The sequence below is a fragment of the Motilimonas thetidivivens genome (assembly GCF_046452435.1).
In the GTDB taxonomy this organism is placed as follows: Bacteria; Pseudomonadota; Gammaproteobacteria; order Enterobacterales; family CBDFNC01; genus Motilimonas.
Genome location: NZ_JBKFDK010000007.1, coordinates 50,407 through 74,747 on the forward strand (window position 1 = coordinate 50,407; position 24,341 = coordinate 74,747).

Sequence of the window (24,341 nt, forward strand, 5' to 3'; positions counted from 1 at the left end):
CAAACTCAGGGATGAGTGAACTCTGGAATTAAGGGCGTTAACAGGAAACAAACATGAAAAAACAAATAGTATGTTATGACGCATCTATTATTACTGGGGACCTAGTCGACTTTACGGCCGAATACAGCTTACCGGATTTAGATTTGCAACGAGTTCGTCCAGTCATGCTTGATAAAGTGGTCATGGATAGTTATCACGCCTTAATTGACGAGGTTATTTACGATCAAATCAACCACAGTGTGTCGTGGTGGGATAAAGCCAAGCAGCAGCGCTGCGAGCGTAACTTGCCCGTACATATCACGCCTAAGTACATACTGATTGTTAACGACACCTTAGTTATCACCGAAAAAGGCGAAGGGCCAACCTTTATTCTCAGCCATGATATGTGTCGTGAATTTGCATGGGGCGAAATCTATTTTGTTGCTGCGCTGGATGATAGTGTCATAGTAGAGCGAAGCCTAGGACAAGGTTATTCACTCGCTAGGCTCTCGCTCACGGATGGCGCTGTGATTTGGAGCTTGGAGTTAGGAGCTTGTTATTCAAAATATTGCGCACTAGAGCAGAAATTGTATCTTGAATCGAAAGATGCTCGTAGGATAACGTCAGTAGACATTTCAACGGGAAGCCTTGGCGATGAAGCCATCTTAGCTGAAATGCAAACTTCTGGGCTTTGGCAACACCGTTATCGTCATTCTTGGGATAAGGATGGCCGACAGTGTATTTTGGATCTGGCCACGGGCACCAAAATTGAGTTTTACATTGATGCCTATGCGCCGACTGGCGTTCGTTATCATCAAGGCGTATTTGACGATGCTCGTTTGTTATTGGTCTTTGAGGAAATCGGCAAGGGGGAGGGCTGGGTCAGGCTTTATCAAGTGCCTTCTGGCCTATTATTGGGTAAGGCGAGATTTTGCGATCCTAGCTTAGATTTTGCGTTCATTTGGGGTTATGCCCAAGGACATATTTTTAGTTTGATCCGCTGCCAAGGTGAAGTTAGCGCCCGTCTAATTAGTTTTAGCCTTGATGAGTTAGCCTCGGGTGAATTGAACTACAACGATGTGGAGGCAAGTTATGTGCAAGTGCACCCTCATCTCTTAAAAAGCAGTTACGATCTGCAGTTATCGCTGGCACTAGCGAGTTTTACCGACCAACTACGCCACCTCACCGCTTATCTATATGAGTTAATTCATCATTGGTATGAAAGGCAACTATCTTGGTATGAAGAACAATTACCACCCCTCGATGGTCGGCGTTTTAGCGGTAAGATAAGTTTAGATTGTTCAGGGCAAGATTGGGACGACAACCAACATCAAATGCTGCTGCAAATGTTCGCCCACTTTCAGGCGGAATTTAAACTGCGTGACGCCCCAGTTTATAACGAGAAAAAACAAACCTACAACCTGAAGTTGATACGAAACGGTAATCGATGGGATAACAGCTACCGTCCTCTTATCTATTAATGCTAAGGCTCTGCCATATAGTGATAATAATTAGCTAATGCCCATTGGCAATGCAGCATAGGTGGCGTAACAGGCAAGTATGAGCACCCCACACAAACAACACAGGAATGGATAAATGGACGTAACTGACGTAACGCATTCAGCTCATTCTATGAGCACCGAGCCTTACCCCAATAAAACCAACCGTGAGCAGCAGTGGTTGGCTTTTATCAATACACGTAGTTTTTCACGCAGCGTATTAAAACAGTGGCAACACTATTTTTTAACTGGGGAAATCGAAGGCAAATTTGATAATTTAAGAACTTTATTATTCCTTCATCCCGTGCAGTCGATTGAATCGTGGCAGCATGTACTTGACCAGTCTTTTATCGCCAAACCTGACGAATGGGACGGCTATAATAGCGACTTCGATGTTAATGAAACTTTGTTTAAAGATATCCAGCGTGCATTTCTTGGCTTGCTTTCTAGCTACCATTTTCATCCCGAAGATAGGGCGTGGATCTTTCGCCAAATTTACGGCGATGTGTATGAGGAGCAGCGATTGTTCCCGCTACGACTGCCGGGAGAGCAAAGTTTACGCCAAATAGCGTTCACGTCGGATGAAATCTATATTAGTCTTGTTGTGGATTTATGGGGTTACTTTCTAGGAGAAAAGGTAGAAGCCTATCCCCAGTATTTAGGTAACTATATTAGTAGTCTTATTCCATTTATCCCTTTGTCAGCTTATGGTCTAACAGAGCCAGATGTAACAAACGATAAAGTTGCCAATTACACATGGCATATTCTTAATTTTACCTTTTATTATGCAGCCCTTGTTGAAGCACAAGCCGATGACGAAACCTTAGGGCGGATCCAGTGTGCCAAGGTGATCAAGGCGTTATTTGATAGTTATGATGGTGAGTTGGGACAATATCACGCCTTAGCGCAACAAGTGGCCGAGCACGGCTTAGCGGGATGCAAGCGTGAGTGAAGTGACGTTAACGATACGTTTTGTTTGCCAACCTGAGCACAGCCCCCATTGGCAAACCAGTTTTGAACTATTGCAACAAGAGCGGCGTGGCTGGCAATTACAAGACGCCATTGATCCTATTAGCCTAACGGCAGCCGATGCCTTAGAAGAGGTATGGCAGCAGCTATATTATGGCAGCGATGCGTTTGATATTGCAGCCTATGAGGTGGACGGGCAGCAATGCTCGCTCACTATTGTCACGGGGGCGGGCATAGCACAGCAGTTAATTAAACATTTTGTCCCTTGGTTACAAAGCTGTCCGGTGAGTAACATGGAATGCAAACTGAGCAGTGAGGGTGATTAGCTTGGTCTTGTAGCGTGATGATGAGTACAGTGGCGTTTGCTGAGTGACCAAGGTCAACTTTATCTGAATTTGGCCTGCGCTAAACCGTTAAACTTCTTTATTATTAATCACTTTATGACCTTGGCTTGGCCTTAATCGCTAACAACACGCAGGCCAAGTAAACGTTCAACCTAGCTTTGACATCTTGATAGGGAGTCAGTATGACACTGGAAAATTTAGTGCCCCCAGAAACTTGGATCAACCCCGATCGCAGAACAGGGCCAGAGGTGTGGGCACAAGCCATCGCAGCATTTGGCTTTTGGCACTTGGATGACTCCGAGTGGTTAGCCCAGCGTGAGCTAGATTGGCAGCTGCTCGCTAAAGTGCGTTTTGATGATATCCCCAAAGCGGAGCGCAAGCTTTATCAGCAGTATTTTATGTATGGTGAAAAGCTTGGTTATATTGATCCTATCACCTTGACTTTGTTGACTCCTTTTTCCAACAACGACGAGTTTTTAGCGTTGTTTAACTCGCCGCTACTCGATGATAACATGAGAGGAAAGGTTGCCGGGCACTTTATTTTTGATTGTCGAAATGGTGAGGTAGAGCTACCTTGGTATCGCAGCCATTGCGACATTATTATCTCGGTCTTTTTTAGTGGCGGCTATCAGCTCATCAAATCGCAAACCTATTCTGATAGAGTTAAAGTTATTTCTCCCGAGCCACACGGTTGGTGTGTCAGATTTGTAAGTTCTATCAGGTTTTTTTTGCAAGGGAAAAAAAAGTGGATTCCTGTACTGACATGTTATGAGTACTTCTTGTCTGCTTTATCTTTTGTTACTGAAGTTGATGAACGAGAGCGTGTGGATAAGTGGTTAGCCAGCGCACTTGAACTGATTGAAGAAGAATTAGCATTGGGCAATTTAACCGGGCAAGCCTTAGAGGTTGCGCAGCAATATATCGCACGCCAAGATGACATTGCCCAAGCATGGCAGCTCGGTGCGCAAAGAGTTGCAGCCTTGGCTAACCAGTCATCACCCTGTGAGTAATAAAGGCGAAAAATTAAGGAATACCAATGACAGATGTTTATGGATGTGTAGTGGTACAAGCAAGTGCTGAAGTATTAGCCAGCTTTAACCAGCACCGCGATACCGGATTAGCGCAATTAGTGGCCTTTGCCGGAGCCGACCAAGGTATTAATGATGACTGCGATGTCTTTTTTGATGAGTTAGAGATAAAAGGGGACAGCGGCTTGTTTCACTTTTCACGGACCTATTGGGTCGCCACCGTTAAGCGGTTAGCCAAAACCGCCAAAGGGATTGGCTTATACCTGCGCGCTAGAGACGAATACGGTGGTGAGTATTATTTTGCCCAAAACCCTCAAGGTGAGCGAGTGGCATTTTTTGCTGGCGGCCCCGAGGCGGATTTTGACAGCGAAGAAGGCGATATGGTCGATGATAGCCAAATGCAGCAGTGGCTAGCTGTGATACCTGAGACCATTCAAGCTGATTTTCCGTTTTTGATCACGCTTGAAGAAGCCGAGTAGTTGAATAGGGAGTCAGTATGACACTGGAAAATTTAGCGCCCACAGAAACTTGGATCAACCCCGATCGCAGAACGGGACCAGAGGTGAGGGAGCAAGCCATCGCAGCATTGGGCTTTTGGCACTTGGATGACCCCGAGTGGTTAGCTCAGCGCGAGCGTGATTGGCAGCTGCTCGCTAAAGTGCGTTTTGATGATATCCCCAAAGCGGATCGCAAGCTTTATCAGCAGTATTTCATGTATGGCGAAAAGCTTGGCTATATTGGCGATATTGTTTTGGTTTTATTGACCCCTTTTACCAACAAAGACGAGTTTTTAGCGCTGTTTAACTCGCCGCTGCTTGATGATGAAGAGAGAGGAAGGGTAATAGGCAGCTTTGTTTTTAGTTGCCGAAAAGGAGAGTTAGAGCTGCCTTGGTATCGCAGCCATTGCGACATTATTATCTCGGCCTTTTTTAGTGGCGGCTATCAGCTTATCAAATCCCAAACTCGTGTTAATCAAGTAAAGAGGATTTCTCCCTTACCATACGATTGGTGCACCGGCTTTTTATATGGCATCGAGTTATTGTTAGAAGAGAAGATAACATGGATCCCAGTTCAGAAGTGTTATAACTACTTCTTGTCTGCTTTGTCTTTTGTGACTGAACTTGATGAACGAGAGCATATGGAAAAGTGGTTGGCCAACACACTCGAGCTGGTTGAAGAAGAATTAGCCCTTGGCAATTTAAGCGGGCAAGCCTTAGAGGTTGCGCAGCAATATATCGCACGCCAAGCTGACATTGCCCAAGCATGGCAGCTCGGTGCGCAGCGTGCCGAAGCGAACCATTGCCATTAAGGAAAGCGTTAATGGATTTACAACAACTCGACACCAGCTACTGGCTCACCAAAGACAAGGCTTGGGTGGCAGAGCGTAAAGCCAAGTGGGAGCAGTTGGAGCCCATGCTACTCATTCGACGTAAAAAAACCGAAGTGAATGCCATCAAGCAGTACTTTTTGCGCGGCAAGCAACCAAACTGGAACAAGTATAAAGACTGGCATAAGTCGCCTCGGCCACTGAATCTCTTTTTGTTTTTATGGCTACACCCCAGTGAAGACTTTGCCGTGCTGAGTAAGGCGTATCATGCTTATATGGAATCGAAACTGATTCACCCTAAGGATATTCCAAGTGGTTTTGGCGAATTTATGACAACCGAGCTTAGTTATTTTAGTCGGGATTTCGATGATGACCTTGAGGCCTACGCCGCCCTCCATCCCTATGTGGGGGAAAAGAACATCACCTTATTTCGGGTAATGTACCAAGACCATGACTATATCAAGGCGCAACTTAAGCCCCGCTTTCGTTTTGAGCGCCACTATCTTGAATCTGTTGCTGGCGTTTTTAGGTACAATGGGTACATCAGCTTTATGCTTATTGGTTTTTGGTTGCTCAAGGCTAACACCTCGCCATTTTGTCGCTACAGTCTATTTCAATATCCAGAGGTACTGGATCTATGTTTAGCCTCTTTGCCTTATGACAAAAGCTTTATTCAATATATTCAAAACTCTATTGGCGTTGAAACCTATCAAAAGGCCCTGTATCGCATTTATCATTTCGACCTTGACCAAGAGGGCGATACCCCGCGCGCCAATGCCGTGCGTTATTTGCGTGAGCGGCTAGATGAATTGGAATGTCGACCCGAATTTAAGCAAATGTGGCAACAGGTGAAGGCGGGAGGAGTTGAAGTGAATGCCCCTTGGGTGCGTGAGCGCTAGGCGGTTTGTCCAAAAAGGAACTGTAGATGGATTTAGCACAACTCGACTCCAGCTTCTGGCTCAGCCTTTGATTTACCAAAGACAAGGCTTAGGTAGCCGAGCGTAAAGCGAGTTGACCTGAGTTGGCTTTCGCCTTGAGCAAGGTTTACTTTAAATAGCCCAAGGCGATAAAAATGTTGCGAGCTGATTATTTGACCGGCGCTACCTGTTTTTAAGGTGTTAGTGCGTTGGTGAAATGATGAGCGTCATCTCGACTTATTCGGTTTCTTGTGGCCGCATCCGTTAGTTTGCTCACCTGTTTTTCAAATAGTTTTTTAACAGCCTTGCTATTCGTCTTAGATACTGACACCCATTGCAAGCCAGTTTCATCGGTATGCTGAAACTCTACTTGTAACTCGTATTTTTTGATTGAAAATAGAGCGTAAAACAGGCCAATTATTAGAGCTACAGGAGCGGTAACCAATCCAAAAGGCTGTGGGTAAATCATCCATACTATGCTTGCAACGACCAAACCGATACCGACTATTCTGAATACGTGATCTTGAAAACTGTTAGTTTTAACTCTTACCCTTTTAATTTTCGACAAAGGATACTCGTCTTTTTTAAACGTAAAAGTCGTGTTACTCACTTTAAAATTGTCTTCAATAATCATACTTAGCTCCTGTCACATAATGGCTGGGCACAGATAAGAGTGCCAATAAGTCGCAATATCTGTGAGCCGATTAAATGAGATTGTCGTCTCATTGTTTTCTCTGTTGTAATTTAACTCTTGGTTAATCTATTGATTTTATGGTGTGTTAATCAGAGTAACTTGCCCTGCCTGTTGCAGCATTTGTTTAATTAAACCATCTATGTATGGCTTGTCGATGCTGGCTAAAATGGCGTCAGCCTCGAGCACGCTGCCTACGTCATAGCCCAAAACCCAGTCGCGGTGGATAAACCAAGCGCGGCTTTGTGGATCTTTAAAGGTATCGAGCATGGCGGTTTCTAACACCTTTTTATGTTGTGCGAGGGCGGTTTCATCAGCGCCGTTTTGATAGAAATTCGTTAAGATTTTCTCTATCGCTTGCTTGGCCTTGGTGGCATCTTTGGGGGCAGTGATGAGCGCGATGCGACAGTGGCTATAGTTAAGGTTAACGATCGCAGGATCGCAGCCAGCATAGGGGGAGTAGGCTAAAGACAGTTCTTCGCGCACGGTTGTCATCAGTTGGTCTTGCAGCAGGCGAGCAAGTAAGTCTGCGGCGTAGATTTGCTTCACGCTGGGCTCGACGCCTTGGTAAACAAATTGAAATACCAGATCGGCGCGATCGTTTTCGTTGAGTCTTTCATTCAGACTAGCTTTACTTTCTAGCGCATTTAATTGCACTTTTTGAGCTGCATGCTTCTCGCCCTTGGGCAAGGTCGCTAGGTATTGGTTGATCAACTGCTTAGCCTGCTCTGGCTCAAAATCTCCCACTAGGGTGAGCTTAAAATCCGCCGCCGAGCCAAACAGCTGTTGTTTAACATATTGGATATCGGCTGGGGTGGTTTGCTGTATTTGTGTCAGGGATAGCAGCCCTTCATAGGGGTTATTGCCATATAGAGTTTGGAAGTAGCGGCTATCAACTTGCCCTTGTTTACTGTTGATGTAGTTTTTTACGTTGCTGGAAAAATTGGTTTTTACTTGTTTAAAGGCGGCTTCGTCTACCTTAGTGCTGCGATAAGCACGGCTTAAATAGTCCAGGCCAAATTCCAGCTGGTTGGTTGGCATCGAGCCATCAAAGCCACGCTGAGTATTGTTGATAAAGGGGTTGATGGTGGTGATATGGCTTGCTAGTGCTTGGCTGACTTGCTGCGCCGATTGATTTTCTAAGCCGCTGGCAACTTGAGCATCAATTAGCATAGTGGCGGCGGCGCGGTAGTTGGCATCTAAAGTGGTGATGCCGCCTAACGCCGAAAACTGAAAATACACCATGCCTTTGTTAGTGTTATCGGGCTGTAATAGCACGCTTAGGCCATTGGCGTAGGTCAGTTGCTCTATGCCCAATGCTTTATGGCTTTGCTCGGCGATCAGCTTGCCTGTTTGGCCTTGTTCTTGGCTACGGGTGTAGTTGGCTACCAACTGTTCACTCGGGTAAGGTGTAACGGTTTGCTTAAGCGCCGCGGCGACCCAAGTTTCAAGTTGTTGATGGGGCTTAATGGCGCCAGCATTCAGAGGCGAAGTGGTATCTGCACTTGGCGCAATTTGATAGATTTGCGGGTTCACTAAGGTTTGCTTGGCAAATTGGTTTACCTTGGCTAGCGTGAGTTGGTCCAGAAACCCTTCAAATAAGGACAAGGTGGTCGCTTTATCAACCGATACTTGTTGTTGCTGCTGCGCGTGTAAGTATTCATTGATGATGACTTGCGACGTGCGGTTTTGATAGGTTTGTTCAAAATTAAACAGATGGGCGAAATACATTTGCTCAAGTTGATCAAATTCGGCTTGGCTAAAACCAAACTGGTTGATCTTGGCAATTTCAGCGCCTAGCCAATCGATAGCGGCGTGATCTTGACTGAGTTCATAGTCAATTCCTAGGGAATAAAGCCAATTATCGCCGACAAAAAGGGGCTGCCCTATGTAGCTGTTCACACCAGCAAAGGGATTTTGACTGAGTTCATGGGCACGCGCTAGGCGCATATTGATCAAGGCGTGGGTGAAATGGATCAGGCTGTTGCGCTCGCTATCGGCCACTGTCTGTACGATCGCTTTTGGCAAGATATAATTCAAGCTAATGTTGTTACGCATAACCTTTTCACTTTGAAAGGTTTGCGTAGCGTGCTTAAACTCGGGCTCGGCGGGGCGGTTTTTGCTTTGCGCCTTGCCGTATAATCGTTTGAATTGCTTTTCAATTGCCGTGGCCACTTGCTGTTTATCTATGTTACCCACCACCAGTAATTCCATGTTGTCGGGGCGATACCAAGCGTGGTAGTAATCTTGTAAGGCCTTGGCATTCAAGCGTTCGATTTGCTCCAGCGTGCCAATCACGCCGTAGTAACCGTATTGGCTGCCAGTTGACATGGCTTGCATATAGGCGATATCTGGCTCTAACTCATTGCCGGCGCGGGTGTAGTATTCACCTTGCACCACGCCAATTTCTTTGGCTACTTCGGTTTCATCTAAAGTGATGCTTTGTGCCACATCGGATAAGTACAGTAGCACCTCATTTAACAATTCTTGATTATTTTCTGGAATGCTTAGGGTATAAACCGTGTCTTTATAATTAGTAAAAGCGTTAAGATCTTGGCCGAAATTCAGTCCGGCTTGCTTAAATAGCTGCTCGATTTTATGCCCCGGAAAATGCTTGGTGCCGTTAAACGCCATGTGCTCAAGTAAGTGAGCTCCGCCTTTTTGTTCCTGTGTTTCATCAATGGAGCCGGATTTAACCCATAGGTAAATTTGCACGCGATCGCTGGTTTCATCTACCGAATACAGGCGGTATTGAAAGCCGTTGTCGAGCTGATGAATTTGCCAATTGGGGTCGGGTTTTAGGGGGGTGGCAAGGGTTGGCAAACTGTATAACAGTGCAATAAGTGCAAAACACAGTGAATGGTAAAGTCTCATGCTTGGCTCCAAGGCGTAGCGGGATGAAAGTATGGATAAAAGGTTAGTAGCTCTAGACATATTATGTCAATTATTTTTTTACTTTATTTTGATAATTATGTCGATTGTATCTTTTTGGCTTAGGTTTGGCAGGGTTACAGGCAAGGCGCTAACATAAAAAATGCTATTCATCTGTGATGTAAATGGTAGAATCCTCGAAATTTAAACTAACACGGAATTCAGTTTTGTCTCTTCAAAGGTTTAAAGAAATTAATTTAAAAGGGGATATGTTTGGTGGTGTGACCACGGCCATTGTATCTCTACCGCTTGCCCTTGCGTTTGGTGTCGCCTCTGGCGCTGGCGCAGAAGCTGGTTTATGGGGCGCGATTTTAGTCGGCCTGTTCGCTGCCTTATTCGGCGGATCTTCTTCTCTTATTTCTGAGCCAACCGGTCCGATGACGGTGATCATGACCGCGGTACTGACCGCCATGGTGGCTAAATACCCCGAAGCGGGGGTCGCCATGAGTTTTACCGTGGTGATGATGGCGGGCTTGTTCCAAATTATTCTCGGCTCATTAAAAATGGGCAAATACATTACCTTGATGCCCTATAGCGTGATATCTGGCTTTATGTCGGGTATTGGCGTGATCTTAATTATTCTGCAATTAGCCCCGTTAATGGGCCAACCTGCCCCAGCGGGCGGGGTGTCGGGTACCTTGATGGCGCTGCCTGATACGTTGCGTAATTTGCAGTTAAGTGAGCTGTTTTTAGGTGGCTTAACCTTAGCTATTTTGTTCTTGATGCCTAAGGCTTACCGTAAGTATGTACCCGCTCAGTTAGTGGCTTTGGTGGCGGTGACGTTGCTTTCGGTGATCTTGTTTGATACCGACAGTATTCGCCGCATTGGTGAAATCCCAAGCGGCTTACCGAGTATTGTTATCCCAACTTTTACGCCTGAGCTACTGACGACCATGGTGATCGATGCCTTGGTGCTGGGCACCTTAGGTTGTATCGATACCTTATTAACTGCGGTAATTGGTGACTCGCTAACTCGTAAAGAGCATGACTCAGACAAAGAGCTGCGCGGTCAAGGTATTGCTAATATGATTTCTGGTCTGTTTGGTGCTTTGCCGGGCGCTGGCGCGACCATGGGCACTGTGGTGAATATTCAAGTGGGGGCGCGCTCGCCGTTATCGGGCGTGATCCGTGCGCTAGTGCTGGCGCTAGTGGTGCTGGTTGCCGGTGGCTTAACCGAGCCTATTCCGATGTCGGTGTTGGCGGGGATTGCGGTGTATGTTGGCTTTAATATTCTCGATTGGAGTTTTTTACAACGCGCCCATAAAGTGAGCATGCAAAGCACCTTTATTATGTATGGTGTGATGCTATTGACGGTGTTTGTCGACTTGATTGTGGCGGTGGGCTTAGGGGTATTTATTTCTAATATCATTATTATTGAGCGTTTAAGCCGTGAGCAAGCTAAGCAAGTAAAAGCCATTAGTGATGCCGAAGAAGATGTGCCTTTGACACCGCAGGAGCGTGATCTGCTGGATCAAACCAATGGTAAGGTGCTGTTTTTCTACTTATCTGGCCCGATGATTTTTAGTGTTTCGAAGGCAATTACGCGCCAGCACAGCAGTATCAGTAAGTACCAAGCCATGATTTTGGACTTAAGCGACGTGCCTATGATAGATGTGACCGTGGCCTTGGCGTTGGAAAACGCGATTAAGGATGCGGTGGAAGCGCGCTGTCAGGTCTTTGTGATTTGTCCGCACCAAGATACCCAAGCTCAGTTAGATCGCTTGTCTGTGTCTGAGATGGTGCCCGCTTCGCAGTTTTTAGCGTCACGTCAAGAGGCGCTTGAAGCCGCATTGCAAGTGGTTGAAGCATCACGTTTGCCTTATTACAAATAAATTATCAGGGAGTTTGTACTCTCTCACAAAAGCCTAAAGCCAATACCGGTTTTAGGCTTTTTTTGTTCTCAATGGTGAATTTTTTGTCAAAATAGGGCTTGGTAAATATAAAGGGGTAAAACGTTGGAAACGGGTAACGTGAAGTACAAAAGCCGAGTAGCGGGGGCGCTATTAGCGATAATGGGTGGCAGCTTTGGTCTGCACAGATTTTTTCTCGGCCAATGGTGGGGCGTATTTTATTTGTTATTTTGCTGGACCTTGATCCCTGCCATTGTTGGTTTTATTGAAGGCTTGGTGTTCTTATTCACGGGGCAGCAACAATGGAATGACAAATACAATCAAGGCCGCCAGCTCGGCGATGAAAGCGGTGGCGTATTAGTGGCGGTGTTATTGCTACCGCTGATGGCTTCACCAGTAATCGGTGTATTGGCTGCGATTGCCTTGCCTGCTTATCAAAGTTATACCATTAAAGCCAATGCGGCGATGGGCCATAGTCAGGCCCAGTTGGTACAGCAGCAAGTGGCGACGTATGTGGTTAAGCATCATAACTTACCCAAAGACAATGAAGCGCTTGGGGTTGATAGATACCCAGATAGCCCAGTGATTGCCATATTAGATGTGTACAACGGCCGTATTAGAGTGGAATTTACGCCTTCGTCTAAGGTGGAAGGGTCGTTGATTTATCAAGTTGAAATGCTCGGCGAGAAGCTAGTGTGGGATTGCCGTAATTCGACGCTAAAGCCCGATTATTTGCCTAAAGAGTGTTGGTAGAAGCGGATTGTTTGCGATCGAACAGCTGTGGGACCTGAGCTTGCTCAGCGAGCAGTCTTACCGATAAGAAAATCCAGTAGGAGCGATTTTCAAATCGCGAATAAGCTGCCTTAACACGCTGTTTCGATTAATAAATGCAGCGACACAGAGGGCAACGCTAAGGCATAAAAAAACCGGCTGATGTAAGCCGGTTTGATTTGTTTATTTTGGTATGCGATTAAGCGAAAGCGTCTTGCAGTGGTGGCACGACTTGTTTCTTGCGGCTTAGTACACCATCTAACCAAACACGGCCATTTTCGGTTGCTTTACCATAAGCGGCTTCAACCTTGCTAACGTCGTCACTGACAACTAATAGCTCAGAGCCTTCCTTCATAATGTCGGTTAGCAGTAACATCACGCTGTGACGTTGACCTTCTTCTTTAAGTGCTGCGATATCGGCTTCTAGATCGGCTTTGATTTGGTCAAATACAGACAGATCAATTACTTCTAACTGACCGATGCCCACTAGGTTACCGTTCATATTGAAGTCTTTAAAATCACGCATTACAAGGTCACGTACAGGTGTGCCTTCTACCGCTGATTTCACTTTAAACATTTCCATGCCTAATGCTTTGAAATCTTCTACGCCAGCAATTTCTGCTAGGGCTTCAACACACTTGATGTCAGCAGTGGTACAAGTGGGTGATTTGAAGATGACGGTGTCGCTCAAAATTGCACACATCATGATGCCTGCGATGTTGGCTGGGATTTCTACCTTGTAGAAGTCGTACATCATCTTGATCACTGTGTTGCTACAGCCAACAGGACGGATCCAACATTCAAGTGGGGTAGATGTCGTTAAATCGCCTAGTTTGTGGTGGTCAACAATACCCACTATGGTCGCTTGCGCGATATCATCTGGGGCTTGAGTTAGCTCTGAATGGTCAACAATGTAAACTTCTTCACCCGCGTAGCTTGCTTTAAACTCTGGCGCTTCAAAACCAAATTTATCTAGGATAAATGCGGTTTCTGGTGATACTTCACCAAGGCGAGTTGCAACGGCTGCTTCACCGATTTGGTTTTTTAAATAAGCTAGGGCAATTGCGCCACAGATTGAATCTGAATCAGGGATCTTATGACCCACTACGTACATTGGCATGGTGTTACTCTCCTTTAATTTTCGGCGATTTTAACAAAGTTCTTTGGGGTTCGGAAACCTTAAAACGGTTAAAAAGTAACGCAAATGTTAAAAGGAAAGTAGGGCTAGCCCGATTTGGGCTAGCGAAGAGGATGATTAAGCGGGCTGGCGAGTGTAACAGCTGTTAAGGTGTTGATTAACGGCTTTAAGCACATCACGACGAGTGATGATGCCGACTAGTTTGCCATTTTCTACCACAGGGTAGCTTTTGGGTTTTTGGCCGAGCATTTGGCTGGCTAAATCAAGCACGTTGTCTTGTGGCGACACACTTAATACGTCAGGTTTCATTATATCGGCCAGTAGCGCAGCGCCGTCACAGTGATAGCTAGATTTAAGCATTTTATCGAGACAATCTTGCTCAGACACCCAACCTATTACTTGCTTGTTATCATCCACAATCGGTGCGCCAATTTGTGAAGACTTGATCAAACGCTCAACGGCTACGGCAATAACAGTATTAGCGCTAAAGCTTACCACCTGTTTATTCATATAATCTTTTACTAGGAATGTTGGCATAGAGCCTCCTTAAGCATTCATCATTTTACTTTTCAATCAATGATTTGATTAGTTAGTTTCAGTTTACACCTTTTTCAGAAAAGGGTTAGTGGATTGTTTCGAAGTAATCAATAGGCTTTGGCTATCAAAATAGCATGTTAGGTCGTTATAAAATTATCTTAATAGGAGCGGTTTTTAAACCGCGAAAAAATCCAATATTTCATATTGTTATAGGTTTTTTTGCGTTGTTATATATATTACTCCTACTCGTGTGATCGGTTTGTGGTAGGAGCGGTTTTTAAACCGCGAAAAAACAGTATTTCAATCAGTTGTGTAAAATATTAGTCAAGCTATCATCAGGTTTTCAACTTAGGTTCACAGAATTGCTGCAGACTTAACAATATACTAGTTAGCAGTTTTAATTACTTTATTGAACAAGGGTTTACTATGAGTAACGAAGTTGTAAATACGGCAGGAACACCGAATCAAGATGCTAAAAATATTGCCTTGATCGGTTGGATTGCGACCATTTTCTTTGGTTTCATTCCAAGTCTCCTGCTTTATCTCCTAAAGGCTGATGATGCTTATATCAAAGATCAGGCGATTGAGGCGTTAAACTGGTCAATTACCACCGTTATTGCTTATGCGGTTGCTTTTGTGCTGTCACTGATTTTGATTGGTGCCTTGTTGATTCCGGTCATCGCGCTTTGTAACCTAATTTTCTGCATCATGGGGGCCATCGGTGCTTCTAAGGGTGAACAGTTTAGAGTGCCATTTGCGCTTCGCTTGATTAAGTAATCAAGTAGGTAAAGAGCTTGCTCAGCGAATCTCACTTATTCACTGAGCAAGACAGATCCAACAAAAACCGCTTTTATAGGGGTGCCGCACTTCTCCTTTGGTCATCACCGTATCTTCTCAATGTTGGCGTAATAAAAATTAACTGAAATGCTACGCAGATCGGTTTAATGGTTTCGCGCGTAGACACTGGCTCAACAGCATGCGATATTGCTGCCTCTGTACGTGACTTGCCGTGGCAGGTTGTTTTTGATTAAGGAAGATCATATGAGCCAAGCACATTCTTATAACCGTCAGATTTTATTAAACTCTCGTCCTGTTGGTGAGCCCACTGCCGACAACTTTGTGGTTAATGAAACCGCTATTCCAGAGCCTAAAGAAGGTGAAATTCTACTTCGTACTATTTACCTTTCTCTTGATCCTTACATGCGTGGGCGCATGAACGACACCGAGTCTTATGCACCGCCTGTTGGCCTGAAAGAGGTGATGGTGGGGGCGACCATGTCGCAAGTGGTTCGCACTAATAACCCTAACTTTGAGCTGGGCGACTGGGTGCTCAGTTACAGTGGCTGGCAGGACTACGCGGTTTCAAACGGCGAAGGTTTATTTAACCTAGGTAAAAATCCGCATAACCCATCTTATGCCTTAGGTATTTTAGGCATGCCGGGCTTTACCGCTTATATGGGCTTGATGGACATAGGTAAACCCAAGGCGGGTGACACCTTAGTGGTGGCGGCAGCGACAGGCCCAGTGGGCGCGACCGTAGGCCAAATTGCTAAGTTGCAAGGCTGTAAGGTAGTGGGCATTGCCGGCGGTGCCGATAAATGTGCCTATGCCAAAGACGAGCTTGGCTTTGACGCATGCTTAGATCATCGCAGTGACGATTTTGCTGAGCAACTGGCTAAAGCCTGTGATAAAGGTATTGATATTTATTTCGAAAATGTCGGTGGCAAGGTGTTTGATGCGGTGTTGCCATTACTTAATACCGGGGCACGCGTGCCTGTTTGCGGTTTAGTGTCACAATATAATGCGACCGAGTTACCGGCAGGGCCTGATCGTTTATCTCAGCTAATGGCGACTGTTTTAGTGAAACGCTTAACGGTGAAAGGCTTTATTATTTTTGAAGATTATGGCCATTGTTATGATGCTTTTGTGCCTGTGATGGACCAATGGTTGAAATCAAAGCAAGTGAAGTACAAAGAGCATTTATACCAAGGTTTAGATGCCGTTGTGCCAGCCTTTATTGGTATGCTCAAAGGTGAAAACTTCGGCAAAGTGGTAGTGCAGCTCAATAGCGCGGTTTAAGCGACTTTTATTTTAGTGCGGCTCTGCTGTAGCCGCACTTTTCCTCGACCTGTTTTTCCTAACTCTCTATTTTATCTGCGCTATTTCACAGCTCTCGGTTTGTATTCTGCCTTTGTTCAGAGAATTATCTACACTTAGCTAATCAATTATGTCTTGATTCTGGTTGCGAGTAATGAGTTGTAAAGGTCTGTTTGGCAAAGATGCATGGGTTCGCTATATCAGTGAGCACGAGATGCCTGTGCTACGAGATACGGTCACTAAGCTTGATCAAATGGTCAAAGATGATACCGCTTCTTTGTCTCAGTTGGGTCAAGAAATCCTCCATGATCATGGTTTAACCGCGCGCATTTTACGTATCGCGAACAGTGCCTGCTACAAGCGTGGGCGTCATCAGGTGACTACCGTAAGCCGAGCGGTGGTGATGCTGGGTTTTGGCGCCATTAAACAAGTTTGTATTACCGCACAATTACTTGATTCTCTGTTGGCTGAACAAAAGGTAGACAATCATGTTTACCAACGGCTTGTTATTCTTATTGCCCGCTCTTTATTGGCCGGTATGTTGGTAAAGAAGTTACTTCATGATCAACATAATGATATTCAAGAAGAGTATTTCTTGGCAGCCTTAATGCGTCGCTTAGGGGAGGCTGCATTTTGGCGAACTAACAGTGATGTGGCCATTTTATTGGATCAAAAGCTCACTTTTGCTGAGCAGCATAGGCAATCAAAAACTCAGCAAAAAGAGTTGGTTAAAGAGCTGTTAGGCACTTCATTTGAGCGCATGAGCCAAGGTTTGGCTGCTAGTTGGCATTTAGGTGAAGTGGTCGAATCATCGGTGGCTGATGAACCGCCGTCAACTAGTTTAATGCGCGCCTTAGTACTTGCCGATGAGCTCAGTGCCGAGTTGATATCCTTACAACCCGATGAAGAACGAAAGCAACAATTGGAAGGAAAAATGGGCCAAATGTTAGGTGTTGGTCCGCAAACCGTAGCCAAAGAAATTGCTGATGGTCAGCAAGATACCATTGAGCTAATGAATTCCTATGGCGCGCATAAGTTAGTGCAGTTTATCAATGTTAAGGGCAAGAATACCAAACCGACCGAAGACGTTGCTGTGAGCAATGAAGCGCTGCAATTGAAAATTTTGCACGAGCTGACCAATATGGCGGTGGAAAAAGTGGATATCAATATGGTGATGCATTCTGCTTTAGAAGGCATCTACCGCGGAATTGGCATGGATACTGTGTTGATCTTTATGCTAACGCGCGACCGCCGTAGCTTAAAAGCCCGCTTTGTCTCGGGTAAAGATGCCATGCATTTTAAAGAAGATTTTGAGATCCCGATTGCTGGGGAGCAGAATCTATTTAGCCATTGCTTAAAGAGTTTTGAGCCAATTTGGTTTGATCCCAGTGTCAGTCAATGGCAGCGGTTTATCACCGCTAAATTAACCAAACTGACTCCAGATAACGGTTTTTACATTGCGCCATTAGCGGTCGATAAACGCAGTATCGGGCTGGTGTATGCGGACCGTAAATCAGGCCTGATCCCATTAGAGGAAACCTCGTATGTGGCATTTCAGCACTTTGTGCAGCAGACCAATTTATGCCTCACTAAAATGATGAATCCAAACGGTTAAAGATAAGTTATCATGCGCCTAGATTCAGATTTGAGGTAAGCATGACTGAGCTAGAAAAAATGCAGCAAGGGCAAGCCTTTGACCCTTGCGACCAAGAAATCCAAGCCCTTCGTCAAACCACTTTTACGCTGTTGCAGCAGTTTAACCGTACCCTGTCCGATAAAGGCCGCAAACTAGCTAAGAAGCTGCTTAAGGACTTTGGGGCAAGATCCGTGCTGACACCGCCATTTCTTTGTGAGTTTGGTAAAACTATCAGCATAGGTGATAACTGCTTTATTAATATGGGCGTGACTATGCTAGATAATGCCCCCATTACGATAGGTAACCATGTCCTTATCGGGCCTGCTTGTCAGTTTTATACCGCTTCACATCCACTTGATTACCAAGCACGACGAGCTTGGGGGTTTAGCTGCAAGCCCATAGTGGTGGAAGATGATGTGTGGATTGGCGGGAATGTGGTTATTTGCCAAGGTGTTACAGTGGGCGCGCGTGCGGTGATTGCCGCAGGCTCGGTAGTGACCCAAGATGTCCCTGCCGATAGCATGGTTGGGGGGAGTCCTGCTAAGGTTATCCGCTCACTGGTGTAAACTAGCGCTAATTTATATTCAATATTAAGGAACTAAGATGAAGCGTCACTTACTAAAGCCCCTGCTGTTATTAACTTTAATTGGTTGGCTAGCGGGTTGTAGCCAAACTTATTCGCTGTCCGAACAAGAAGTGGCGGGCTATATCAATGACAAGGTGGGCTATAAGCATGAGGAAGGGATCCCGGGGATCTTGTATGTGAAAGCCGAGCTGGGTCAGGTGCAAGTCAGTTTAGGACGCAATAACAGTGAAGCGATCCAAGTGTCAGGCACGTCAAAGCTTGAATTACAAAATCCTCTGCGCCCCTTTGAAGGCTCAGTGACCGTGGATTTTAGTGCTAAACCTTGGTACAGCGAAAAAGAAGGTGCGGTCTACTTAAAAGAGGTTACGCTACAGCAAGTTAAGACTGAGCCAGCGGATTTTGGTAATGAAATTGCTAAATTGATCCCTCAGGTTTCTCAGGCGCTACAGGTGTTTTTACAAACTCAGCCTATATACGTGCTGAATGAGCAAGATAGCACCGAAGCACTGATCAAAAAGGTAGGCAAAGAGATAATGATCAAACCGGGTAAGATAGAGTTTGTGATGGGACTGTAATACTGAATGTGGTTGACTAAGTAGGAGTAAATCATGGAAATCAATGCCTTTACCGCGCGTCAAATTGTGGCGCGTACCATGAAGATTATTCCCTATTCGGTTAATGTCATGGATGAACGGGGCTATATTATTGGCTCTGGCGATCCTGCGCGTTTACAGCAAAAACATGAGGGGGCAAAGCTTGCCATTACCGAGCAGCGCATGGTGGAAATTGATCATGCTACGGCTGCCAACCTAAAAGGCGTTAAACCCGGCATAAATCTACCTATCATTTACCTGGATAAAGTGATTGGTGTGATTGGTGTTTCGGGTGAGCCATCCCAAGTGAGGCAATATGCTGAGCTGGTGAAAATGACCGCTGAGCTGATTGTTGAACAAGCCGATTTGATGTCTCAGGTGCAATGGAATAAGCGCCATCGTGAAGAGTTGGTGTTACAGCTGATAGACCCAGCCCCTATCAATTTAGACCAAACTTATTCCGTTGCGCAGCGGTTGCAGATTGATTTAGAAAAGCCCCGCGTTGCGACCATCTTTAAAGTGATTCCGGATCAAAATACGGCGTTTTCGTTGGAGCATTTACAGCAGTTGGTGCAACTGCTCGAATACCCTGAACGGGATAATCTAGTGGGGATCTTATCGGTTTCCAATAATGAAGTGGTGGTGCTTAAGCCAATTTCTGTATCAGCTAACGGTTGGTTGCGTGAAAGTGAAAACAAGCGTATCGACCAGTTGTTAAAGCGCATTAATAAGCTAGGCAAATTTACCATAAATATGGTTCTGGGGGAGTATTTCCCCGGGCCGCGAGGCTTGGCGCAATCATTTGAAACGGCTAGGTTAACCATGGACGCCTTAGGTAACAATAAGGGCGGGGTTTTCTATTACCAAGATCATAAGCTGCCTGTGATTATGAGTACCATACTTGCCGAGCCATGGAAGGCGCAGCAGCTGCGTCAACCTTATGATCTTTTGTGTCAACATGATCCCAAACAGACATTACTTAAAACCCTAGTGGCGTTTTTTGAATATAATTGCGACTTTACTCACACTTGTGAAAAGCTGCATATTCACCGCAACACCTTACGTTATCGAATTGACAAGGTTGAGTCTATTACATCCTTAGATATCAATAAGATATCTGATAAATTACATCTTTATCTAGCCGTTAGACTGTTTTTTTCGAACTAAGAAATAGTTGGTTTTTGTGCATTTGCACAAAAATTGGGGCTAAGGGTGAGAGTATATTTGTCATAACTTCTAAAGATTAGTTTATTTGCATTTCATATATTGAGCTTATTCCAATCTCTATGACTAAAGAGGCAAAAAGCTATGATAGAAGTTTCAACGTTAGGCGCGTTGTCGGCACTGGTTGTCGCCATCGCGTTGATCCTCAAAAAAGTGCCTCCCGCATACGGCATGATTATTGGCGCGTTAGTCGGTGGTGTGGTAGGTGGTGTATCCCTAACCGATACCGTGTCGCTGATGATAGGTGGTGCCCAAGGCATTACCACGGCGGTACTACGTATTCTTGCTGCGGGTGTGCTCGCAGGGGTGTTAATTGAATCTGGCGCTGCCACTTCAATTGCCGAAACCATCGTTAAGAAAGTGGGTGAAACCCGTGCCTTGTTAGCCTTGGCACTGGCAACCATGATATTAACTTCAGTGGGTGTGTTTGTTGATGTTGCGGTGATTACCGTTGCACCGATTGCGTTAGCGATTGCTCAGCGTGCTGATCTATCAAAAATGGCCATTTTGCTCGCCATGGTTGGCGGCGGTAAAGCCGGTAACGTGATGTCACCAAATCCCAATGCAATTGCTGCTGCAGATGCGTTTAACGTGCCATTAACGTCAGTGATGGCAGCGGGTATCATCCCTGGTATCTGTGGCATGACCTTAGCCTATTTCATCGCTAAGAAGCTGAAAAATAAAGGCTCTAAAGTTGCTGACCACGAAGTTGTTTCGATTGACAGCAGTAAATTACCTCGCTTTGGTGCGGCTATTGTTGCTCCACTTGTGGCGATTGCATTACTGGCGCTACGCCCAATTGCGGGTATCAGCGTTGACCCACTCATTGCTTTACCTTTAGGTGGTTTAATGGGTGCGGTTGCAATGGGTCGCTTTAAAGATACCAATAACTTCGCAGTGTCTGGTTTAGGCCGAATGGCACCGGTGGCGGTGATGTTGTTAGGTACAGGTACGCTAGCTGGCATTATTGCAAACTCAGGCCTTAAAGATGGTTTGATTGATTTGCTAACCAGCTCAGGCTTGCCATCTTATCTGCTTGCGCCTATTTCGGGTGCCATGATGTCCCTTGCCACTGCGTCTACTACGGCGGGCACAGCGGTAGCGGCGAATGTATTTAGTACCACCATTTTAGAGTTAGGCGTTCCTGCATTAGCCGGCGCGGCAATGATTCACTCGGGTGCAACGGTGCTAGACCATATGCCTCACGGTAGCTTCTTCCATGCTACAGGTGGTGCTTTAAACATGGACATTCGTGAGCGTCTAAAAGTAATTCCTTATGAAACAGCGGTAGGTCTGATGATAGCGTTTGTTTCTACCATGATGTTTGGTGTGTTTGGCCTGTTCGTTTAAGTAAAAGGTAACGGTTATGAAAATTATTATTGCTCCAGATTCTTTTAAAGAAAGCTTAACGGCCATGGAAGTTGCCAATGCCATCGAGAATGGATTCAAACAAGTATTACCTAATGCCGAGTATATTAAGTTGCCAATGGCTGACGGCGGCGAGGGCACGGTACAGTCATTAGTAGATGCCACTCAAGGTGATATCGTTAACTGTCAAGTAAGTGGCCCACTAGGTGAGCCTGTAGAAGCTTTTTATGGCTTGATGGGTGACGGTAACACGGCCATTATTGAAATGGCGGCGGCATCGGGCTTGCATCTTGTGACTCCTGAGCAACGTAACCCTCTGGTCACAACTACCTTTGGTACGGGTGAGCTAATTAAAGCGGTACTCGATAAGGGCGTTAAGCATATCATTATCGGTATTGGTGGCAGTGCGACTAATGATGGCGGTATCGGCATGGCACAAGCGCTAGGCGTTCGTTTGCTGGATGCCAATGGCGATGAACTAGGCTTTGGCGGCGGTGAGTTAAGCAAGCTAGTTACCATAGATACCTCGGCTTTAGATACTCGATTGCAAGGCGTGCACCTTGAGGTTGCTTGTGATGTTGATAACCCGCTATGCGGACCCAAGGGCGCTTCTCATGTATTTGGGCCACAAAAAGGGGCGACACCTGAAATGGTGGCGCAGTTGGATGCCAATTTGAGCCATTATGGCGATATTATTCACCAACAGTTAGGCGTAGAGGTTAAGCCGATGGCCGGTGCTGGTGCTGCAGGTGGCTTAGGTGCTGCGTTACTGGGCATATTGGGTGCGCAGCTGCGTCCAGGTATTGATATTGTGATGGATGCGGTGAATTTAACCGAGCTGGTTCGTGATGCGGATTTAGTGATCACTGGTGAAGGTCGTATCGATAGCCAAACGATACACGGTAAAACGCCTATTGGTGTTGCGCGTGCCGCCAAGCAATTCAACTTGCCTGTTATCGGTATTGCGGGTTGTTTAGCCGATGATTGCGGTGTAGTGCATGATCATGAGCATGCGATTGATGCGGTATTTGCCGTGGTTAATCGTTCGGTGGACTTGCCAACGGCCTTGGCCGAAGCAAAACAAAATATCGAACTTACTTCGCGCAATATTGCCGCTAGCTTAGGGCTGCTAAAGCGCAAATAAGTTAGTCTAGCTTCACTTAGCCAAACGAATAAAGCCGTTATGTGTTGCTCGTCATAACGGCTTGGTTGAGATTAAAGCACGCGCTTCATCTTACTGTAGTCGCCATGGGTTTTTAGAATAACCATGACTTTGTTGTCATTGCGATTGCGGAAAAACCAACCATGATCACCGGTAAAAGCTGCGGTTAATTCCCCTTCATCTTTAGCTACCCCTCGGCCTTTTTCGTAGCTAATGGAGCGGCCAAAACCGTCGCCATGGGTATCGAAATTCACGCCACCGCCATTGGATGTCCAAGTAAATTGCGCTACTTGGCCTTGCTCCATCACGAGCTTCACCTCGGCGCCTTGTCCCGGCTCGAGGGAAATCATAATGCTGTCTTTCCATTGTTGTTGGGTTGGTGTCTCTGATTGTGCATCCGCGTTAGTTGGTGCCGCTTCTTCCGCTGGCGTGATTTCTTCCACTTTGGCTATCGCGACAACGGTTGCCGCTGGTGCGGTTTCAACCTTGGCTTGCTGCGGCTGGGTCGCTGCTGGCACCGTCGCGTTAACGGTTTGGTTGGTGGTGGTTATCGCGTTTACTTGTTGTGTGGCTTTTGCCTTGGCTTCATCTTCGGCGGCTTCTTGGGCTAATTGAGTCTTGATTTCGCCCATTTCGGTTAGCCCTAATATCTTGCCAACGCCAATCGGATCAATGGCATATTCGGCAGGTAAAATGACACTGACAAGTATCGCCAGTGCTGCGGCAATAGCTATGATGGTAGAACGAATTAGCTGCTTGGTGGTGGGCAACTCGGCACGAGTTGGCATATCTGTGTTGTACATAAAATATTCCTTTAAATTAGATTAAGCGACAAAGTAGCCTGTTAACTGATAGCCAATAAGCATAAAACCTAAGCTCATCATGACGACATTGGCGGTGTAGGCTTGACGGAAAAAGCGGTTATGGCGTCGCCAAAATCCCATTAGGATCAAAATAACGCTAAGCGCAATCAGTTGGCCAATTTCGACACCGACATTAAACGCTAATAGATTGGGAACGAGGCCGTCGGGGGAAATGTCATATTCAATAATTTTGGACGATAAGCCAAAACCATGACAAAAGCCGAACAGTAAGGTGACAAGCTTAGTATCGGGTTGCACCCCGAACCAACGCCGAAACGCACCTAGATTATCTAAGGCTTTATAAACGACAGATAAGCCGATAATGGCATCAATGATGAAACTATTGATGCCGATATTGAAATACACCCCAAGCAACATGGTGGTTGAATGGCCAATGGCGAAAATGCTCACATAGAGGGCTATGTGCTTCATTTTGTAGAGGAAAAATATCACCCCAAAAAGGAACAAAATATGGTCGTAACCTGTGACCATGTGTTTTGCACCCAAGTATATGAATGCAATGATATTAGTGCCTGATATTTCTTGAATATAACCCTTGTCACCTTGTGCAACCGCATGGGCAAAGGCATCCGTGCTTAGCAAGCTTGCTAGCGCGAGAATGAGATAGATCATCCCCAGGCGAAGAGCCTTTGGCCAATCAATAGGCGATAAGGCAGCTTCGCGAGATGCGAATAAGTTCATGTAAACTCCATAATTTGTATTAGCTAATGACTGCCAAAATGGCAGATTCCCCCTGCTATTTGAAGTTGTCGCACTGTGGACTAAAACGCTCACCCACCACATAGTGCATTTATGCTGATGAGGAAACGT

General features: G+C 45.7%; 23 protein-coding genes. 17 read left to right on the top strand and 6 right to left on the bottom strand.

The window, feature by feature from the left end; translation table 11 throughout:
* Nucleotides 1-53: 53 nt before the first annotated feature.
* The 7 genes from ACK8OT_RS07225 to ACK8OT_RS07255 all read left to right on the top strand — a co-directional run bounded on the left by ACK8OT_RS07225 (nucleotide 54) and on the right by ACK8OT_RS07255 (nucleotide 6,045).
* Nucleotides 54-1,460, top strand: coding sequence for a hypothetical protein (locus ACK8OT_RS07225; RefSeq protein ID WP_410195825.1), 1,407 nt, complete (start codon nucleotides 54-56; stop codon nucleotides 1,458-1,460).
* Nucleotides 1,461-1,575: 115 nt separating this feature from the next.
* A complete protein-coding gene (locus ACK8OT_RS07230) occupies nucleotides 1,576-2,430 on the top strand; it encodes a hypothetical protein (RefSeq protein ID WP_410195826.1) in 855 nt (284 codons plus the stop codon).
* Nucleotides 2,423-2,773 (top strand): hypothetical protein, encoded by a 351-nt coding sequence (locus tag ACK8OT_RS07235; protein WP_410195827.1) that lies wholly within the window; start codon nucleotides 2,423-2,425, stop codon nucleotides 2,771-2,773. Before ACK8OT_RS07230 ends, ACK8OT_RS07235 begins: the two co-directional genes overlap by 8 nt.
* Before the next feature lie 200 nt (nucleotides 2,774-2,973).
* Complete coding sequence (locus ACK8OT_RS07240; RefSeq protein ID WP_410195828.1) at nucleotides 2,974-3,801, top strand: hypothetical protein; 828 nt, start codon at nucleotides 2,974-2,976, stop codon at nucleotides 3,799-3,801.
* 26 nt (nucleotides 3,802-3,827) lie between these two features.
* A complete protein-coding gene (locus ACK8OT_RS07245) occupies nucleotides 3,828-4,298 on the top strand; it encodes a hypothetical protein (RefSeq protein WP_410195829.1) in 471 nt (156 codons plus the stop codon).
* A 17-nt stretch (nucleotides 4,299-4,315) separates the two neighbouring features.
* Nucleotides 4,316-5,128, top strand: coding sequence for a hypothetical protein (locus tag ACK8OT_RS07250; protein WP_410195830.1), 813 nt, complete (start codon nucleotides 4,316-4,318; stop codon nucleotides 5,126-5,128).
* 11 nt (nucleotides 5,129-5,139) lie between these two features.
* Nucleotides 5,140-6,045 carry a hypothetical protein gene (locus tag ACK8OT_RS07255; protein ID WP_410195831.1) on the top strand — a complete coding sequence of 302 codons (906 nt, stop codon included), beginning with the start codon at nucleotides 5,140-5,142 and terminating at the stop codon, nucleotides 6,043-6,045.
* Between the two features lie 211 nt (nucleotides 6,046-6,256).
* Here the strand turns inward: ACK8OT_RS07255 and ACK8OT_RS07260 are convergent, their stop codons facing one another.
* Together ACK8OT_RS07260 and ACK8OT_RS07265 are read right to left on the bottom strand one after the other, a co-directional pair.
* Nucleotides 6,257-6,697: a DUF6232 family protein gene (locus ACK8OT_RS07260; RefSeq protein WP_410195832.1), complete on the bottom strand. Its 441-nt coding sequence runs from the start codon at nucleotides 6,695-6,697 to the stop codon at nucleotides 6,257-6,259.
* 135 nt (nucleotides 6,698-6,832) lie between these two features.
* Entirely contained in the window at nucleotides 6,833-9,628 is a 2,796-nt protein-coding gene (locus ACK8OT_RS07265; RefSeq protein WP_410195833.1) for a M16 family metallopeptidase, read from the bottom strand.
* A 182-nt stretch (nucleotides 9,629-9,810) separates the two neighbouring features.
* On the opposite strand from ACK8OT_RS07265, the gene ACK8OT_RS07270 reads away from it, so the two are divergent.
* Both ACK8OT_RS07270 and ACK8OT_RS07275 read left to right on the top strand, forming a co-directional pair.
* Nucleotides 9,811-11,517, top strand: coding sequence for a SulP family inorganic anion transporter (locus ACK8OT_RS07270; RefSeq protein WP_410195834.1), 1,707 nt, complete (start codon nucleotides 9,811-9,813; stop codon nucleotides 11,515-11,517).
* A gap of 123 nt (nucleotides 11,518-11,640) precedes the next feature.
* Nucleotides 11,641-12,288: an NINE protein gene (locus ACK8OT_RS07275; RefSeq protein ID WP_410195835.1), complete on the top strand. Its 648-nt coding sequence runs from the start codon at nucleotides 11,641-11,643 to the stop codon at nucleotides 12,286-12,288.
* A 217-nt stretch (nucleotides 12,289-12,505) separates the two neighbouring features.
* Here the strand turns inward: ACK8OT_RS07275 and ACK8OT_RS07280 are convergent, their stop codons facing one another.
* Both ACK8OT_RS07280 and ACK8OT_RS07285 read right to left on the bottom strand, forming a co-directional pair.
* Entirely contained in the window at nucleotides 12,506-13,426 is a 921-nt protein-coding gene (locus ACK8OT_RS07280; RefSeq protein WP_410195836.1) for a manganese-dependent inorganic pyrophosphatase, read from the bottom strand.
* 135 nt (nucleotides 13,427-13,561) lie between these two features.
* Nucleotides 13,562-13,981: a CBS domain-containing protein gene (locus ACK8OT_RS07285; protein ID WP_410195837.1), complete on the bottom strand. Its 420-nt coding sequence runs from the start codon at nucleotides 13,979-13,981 to the stop codon at nucleotides 13,562-13,564.
* A gap of 426 nt (nucleotides 13,982-14,407) precedes the next feature.
* On the opposite strand from ACK8OT_RS07285, the gene ACK8OT_RS07290 reads away from it, so the two are divergent.
* From ACK8OT_RS07290 to ACK8OT_RS07325, 8 genes are all read left to right on the top strand, one after another.
* Nucleotides 14,408-14,758: a DUF4870 domain-containing protein gene (locus tag ACK8OT_RS07290; RefSeq protein ID WP_410195838.1), complete on the top strand. Its 351-nt coding sequence runs from the start codon at nucleotides 14,408-14,410 to the stop codon at nucleotides 14,756-14,758.
* A 264-nt stretch (nucleotides 14,759-15,022) separates the two neighbouring features.
* The gene (locus ACK8OT_RS07295; RefSeq protein WP_410195839.1) at nucleotides 15,023-16,060 is read left to right on the top strand and encodes an NADP-dependent oxidoreductase; all 1,038 of its coding nucleotides are present in this window, start codon (nucleotides 15,023-15,025) and stop codon (nucleotides 16,058-16,060) included.
* Nucleotides 16,061-16,232: 172 nt separating this feature from the next.
* The gene (locus ACK8OT_RS07300) at nucleotides 16,233-17,693 is read left to right on the top strand and encodes an HDOD domain-containing protein (RefSeq protein ID WP_410195840.1); all 1,461 of its coding nucleotides are present in this window, start codon (nucleotides 16,233-16,235) and stop codon (nucleotides 17,691-17,693) included.
* A gap of 41 nt (nucleotides 17,694-17,734) precedes the next feature.
* On the top strand, nucleotides 17,735-18,280 hold the full coding sequence (locus tag ACK8OT_RS07305) for a sugar O-acetyltransferase (RefSeq protein WP_410195841.1): 546 nt from the start codon (nucleotides 17,735-17,737) through the stop codon (nucleotides 18,278-18,280).
* A gap of 37 nt (nucleotides 18,281-18,317) precedes the next feature.
* Nucleotides 18,318-18,875 carry a YceB family lipoprotein gene (locus ACK8OT_RS07310; protein WP_410195842.1) on the top strand — a complete coding sequence of 186 codons (558 nt, stop codon included), beginning with the start codon at nucleotides 18,318-18,320 and terminating at the stop codon, nucleotides 18,873-18,875.
* A 33-nt stretch (nucleotides 18,876-18,908) separates the two neighbouring features.
* Nucleotides 18,909-20,060 (top strand): sugar diacid recognition domain-containing protein, encoded by a 1,152-nt coding sequence (locus tag ACK8OT_RS07315; RefSeq protein ID WP_410195843.1) that lies wholly within the window; start codon nucleotides 18,909-18,911, stop codon nucleotides 20,058-20,060.
* A 141-nt stretch (nucleotides 20,061-20,201) separates the two neighbouring features.
* Nucleotides 20,202-21,467, top strand: a complete 1,266-nt coding sequence (locus tag ACK8OT_RS07320; protein ID WP_410195844.1) for a GntP family permease — start codon at nucleotides 20,202-20,204, stop codon at nucleotides 21,465-21,467.
* Between the two features lie 16 nt (nucleotides 21,468-21,483).
* Nucleotides 21,484-22,629 (top strand): glycerate kinase, encoded by a 1,146-nt coding sequence (locus ACK8OT_RS07325; RefSeq protein ID WP_410195845.1) that lies wholly within the window; start codon nucleotides 21,484-21,486, stop codon nucleotides 22,627-22,629.
* A 71-nt stretch (nucleotides 22,630-22,700) separates the two neighbouring features.
* Here ACK8OT_RS07325 and ACK8OT_RS07330 read toward each other — a convergent pair whose 3' ends face one another.
* Both ACK8OT_RS07330 and ACK8OT_RS07335 read right to left on the bottom strand, forming a co-directional pair.
* A complete protein-coding gene (locus ACK8OT_RS07330; RefSeq protein ID WP_410195846.1) occupies nucleotides 22,701-23,450 on the bottom strand; it encodes a transmembrane anchor protein in 750 nt (249 codons plus the stop codon).
* A gap of 21 nt (nucleotides 23,451-23,471) precedes the next feature.
* On the bottom strand, nucleotides 23,472-24,212 hold the full coding sequence (locus tag ACK8OT_RS07335) for a HupE/UreJ family protein (protein WP_486348275.1): 741 nt from the start codon (nucleotides 24,210-24,212) through the stop codon (nucleotides 23,472-23,474).
* Nucleotides 24,213-24,341: the final 129 nt, after the last annotated feature.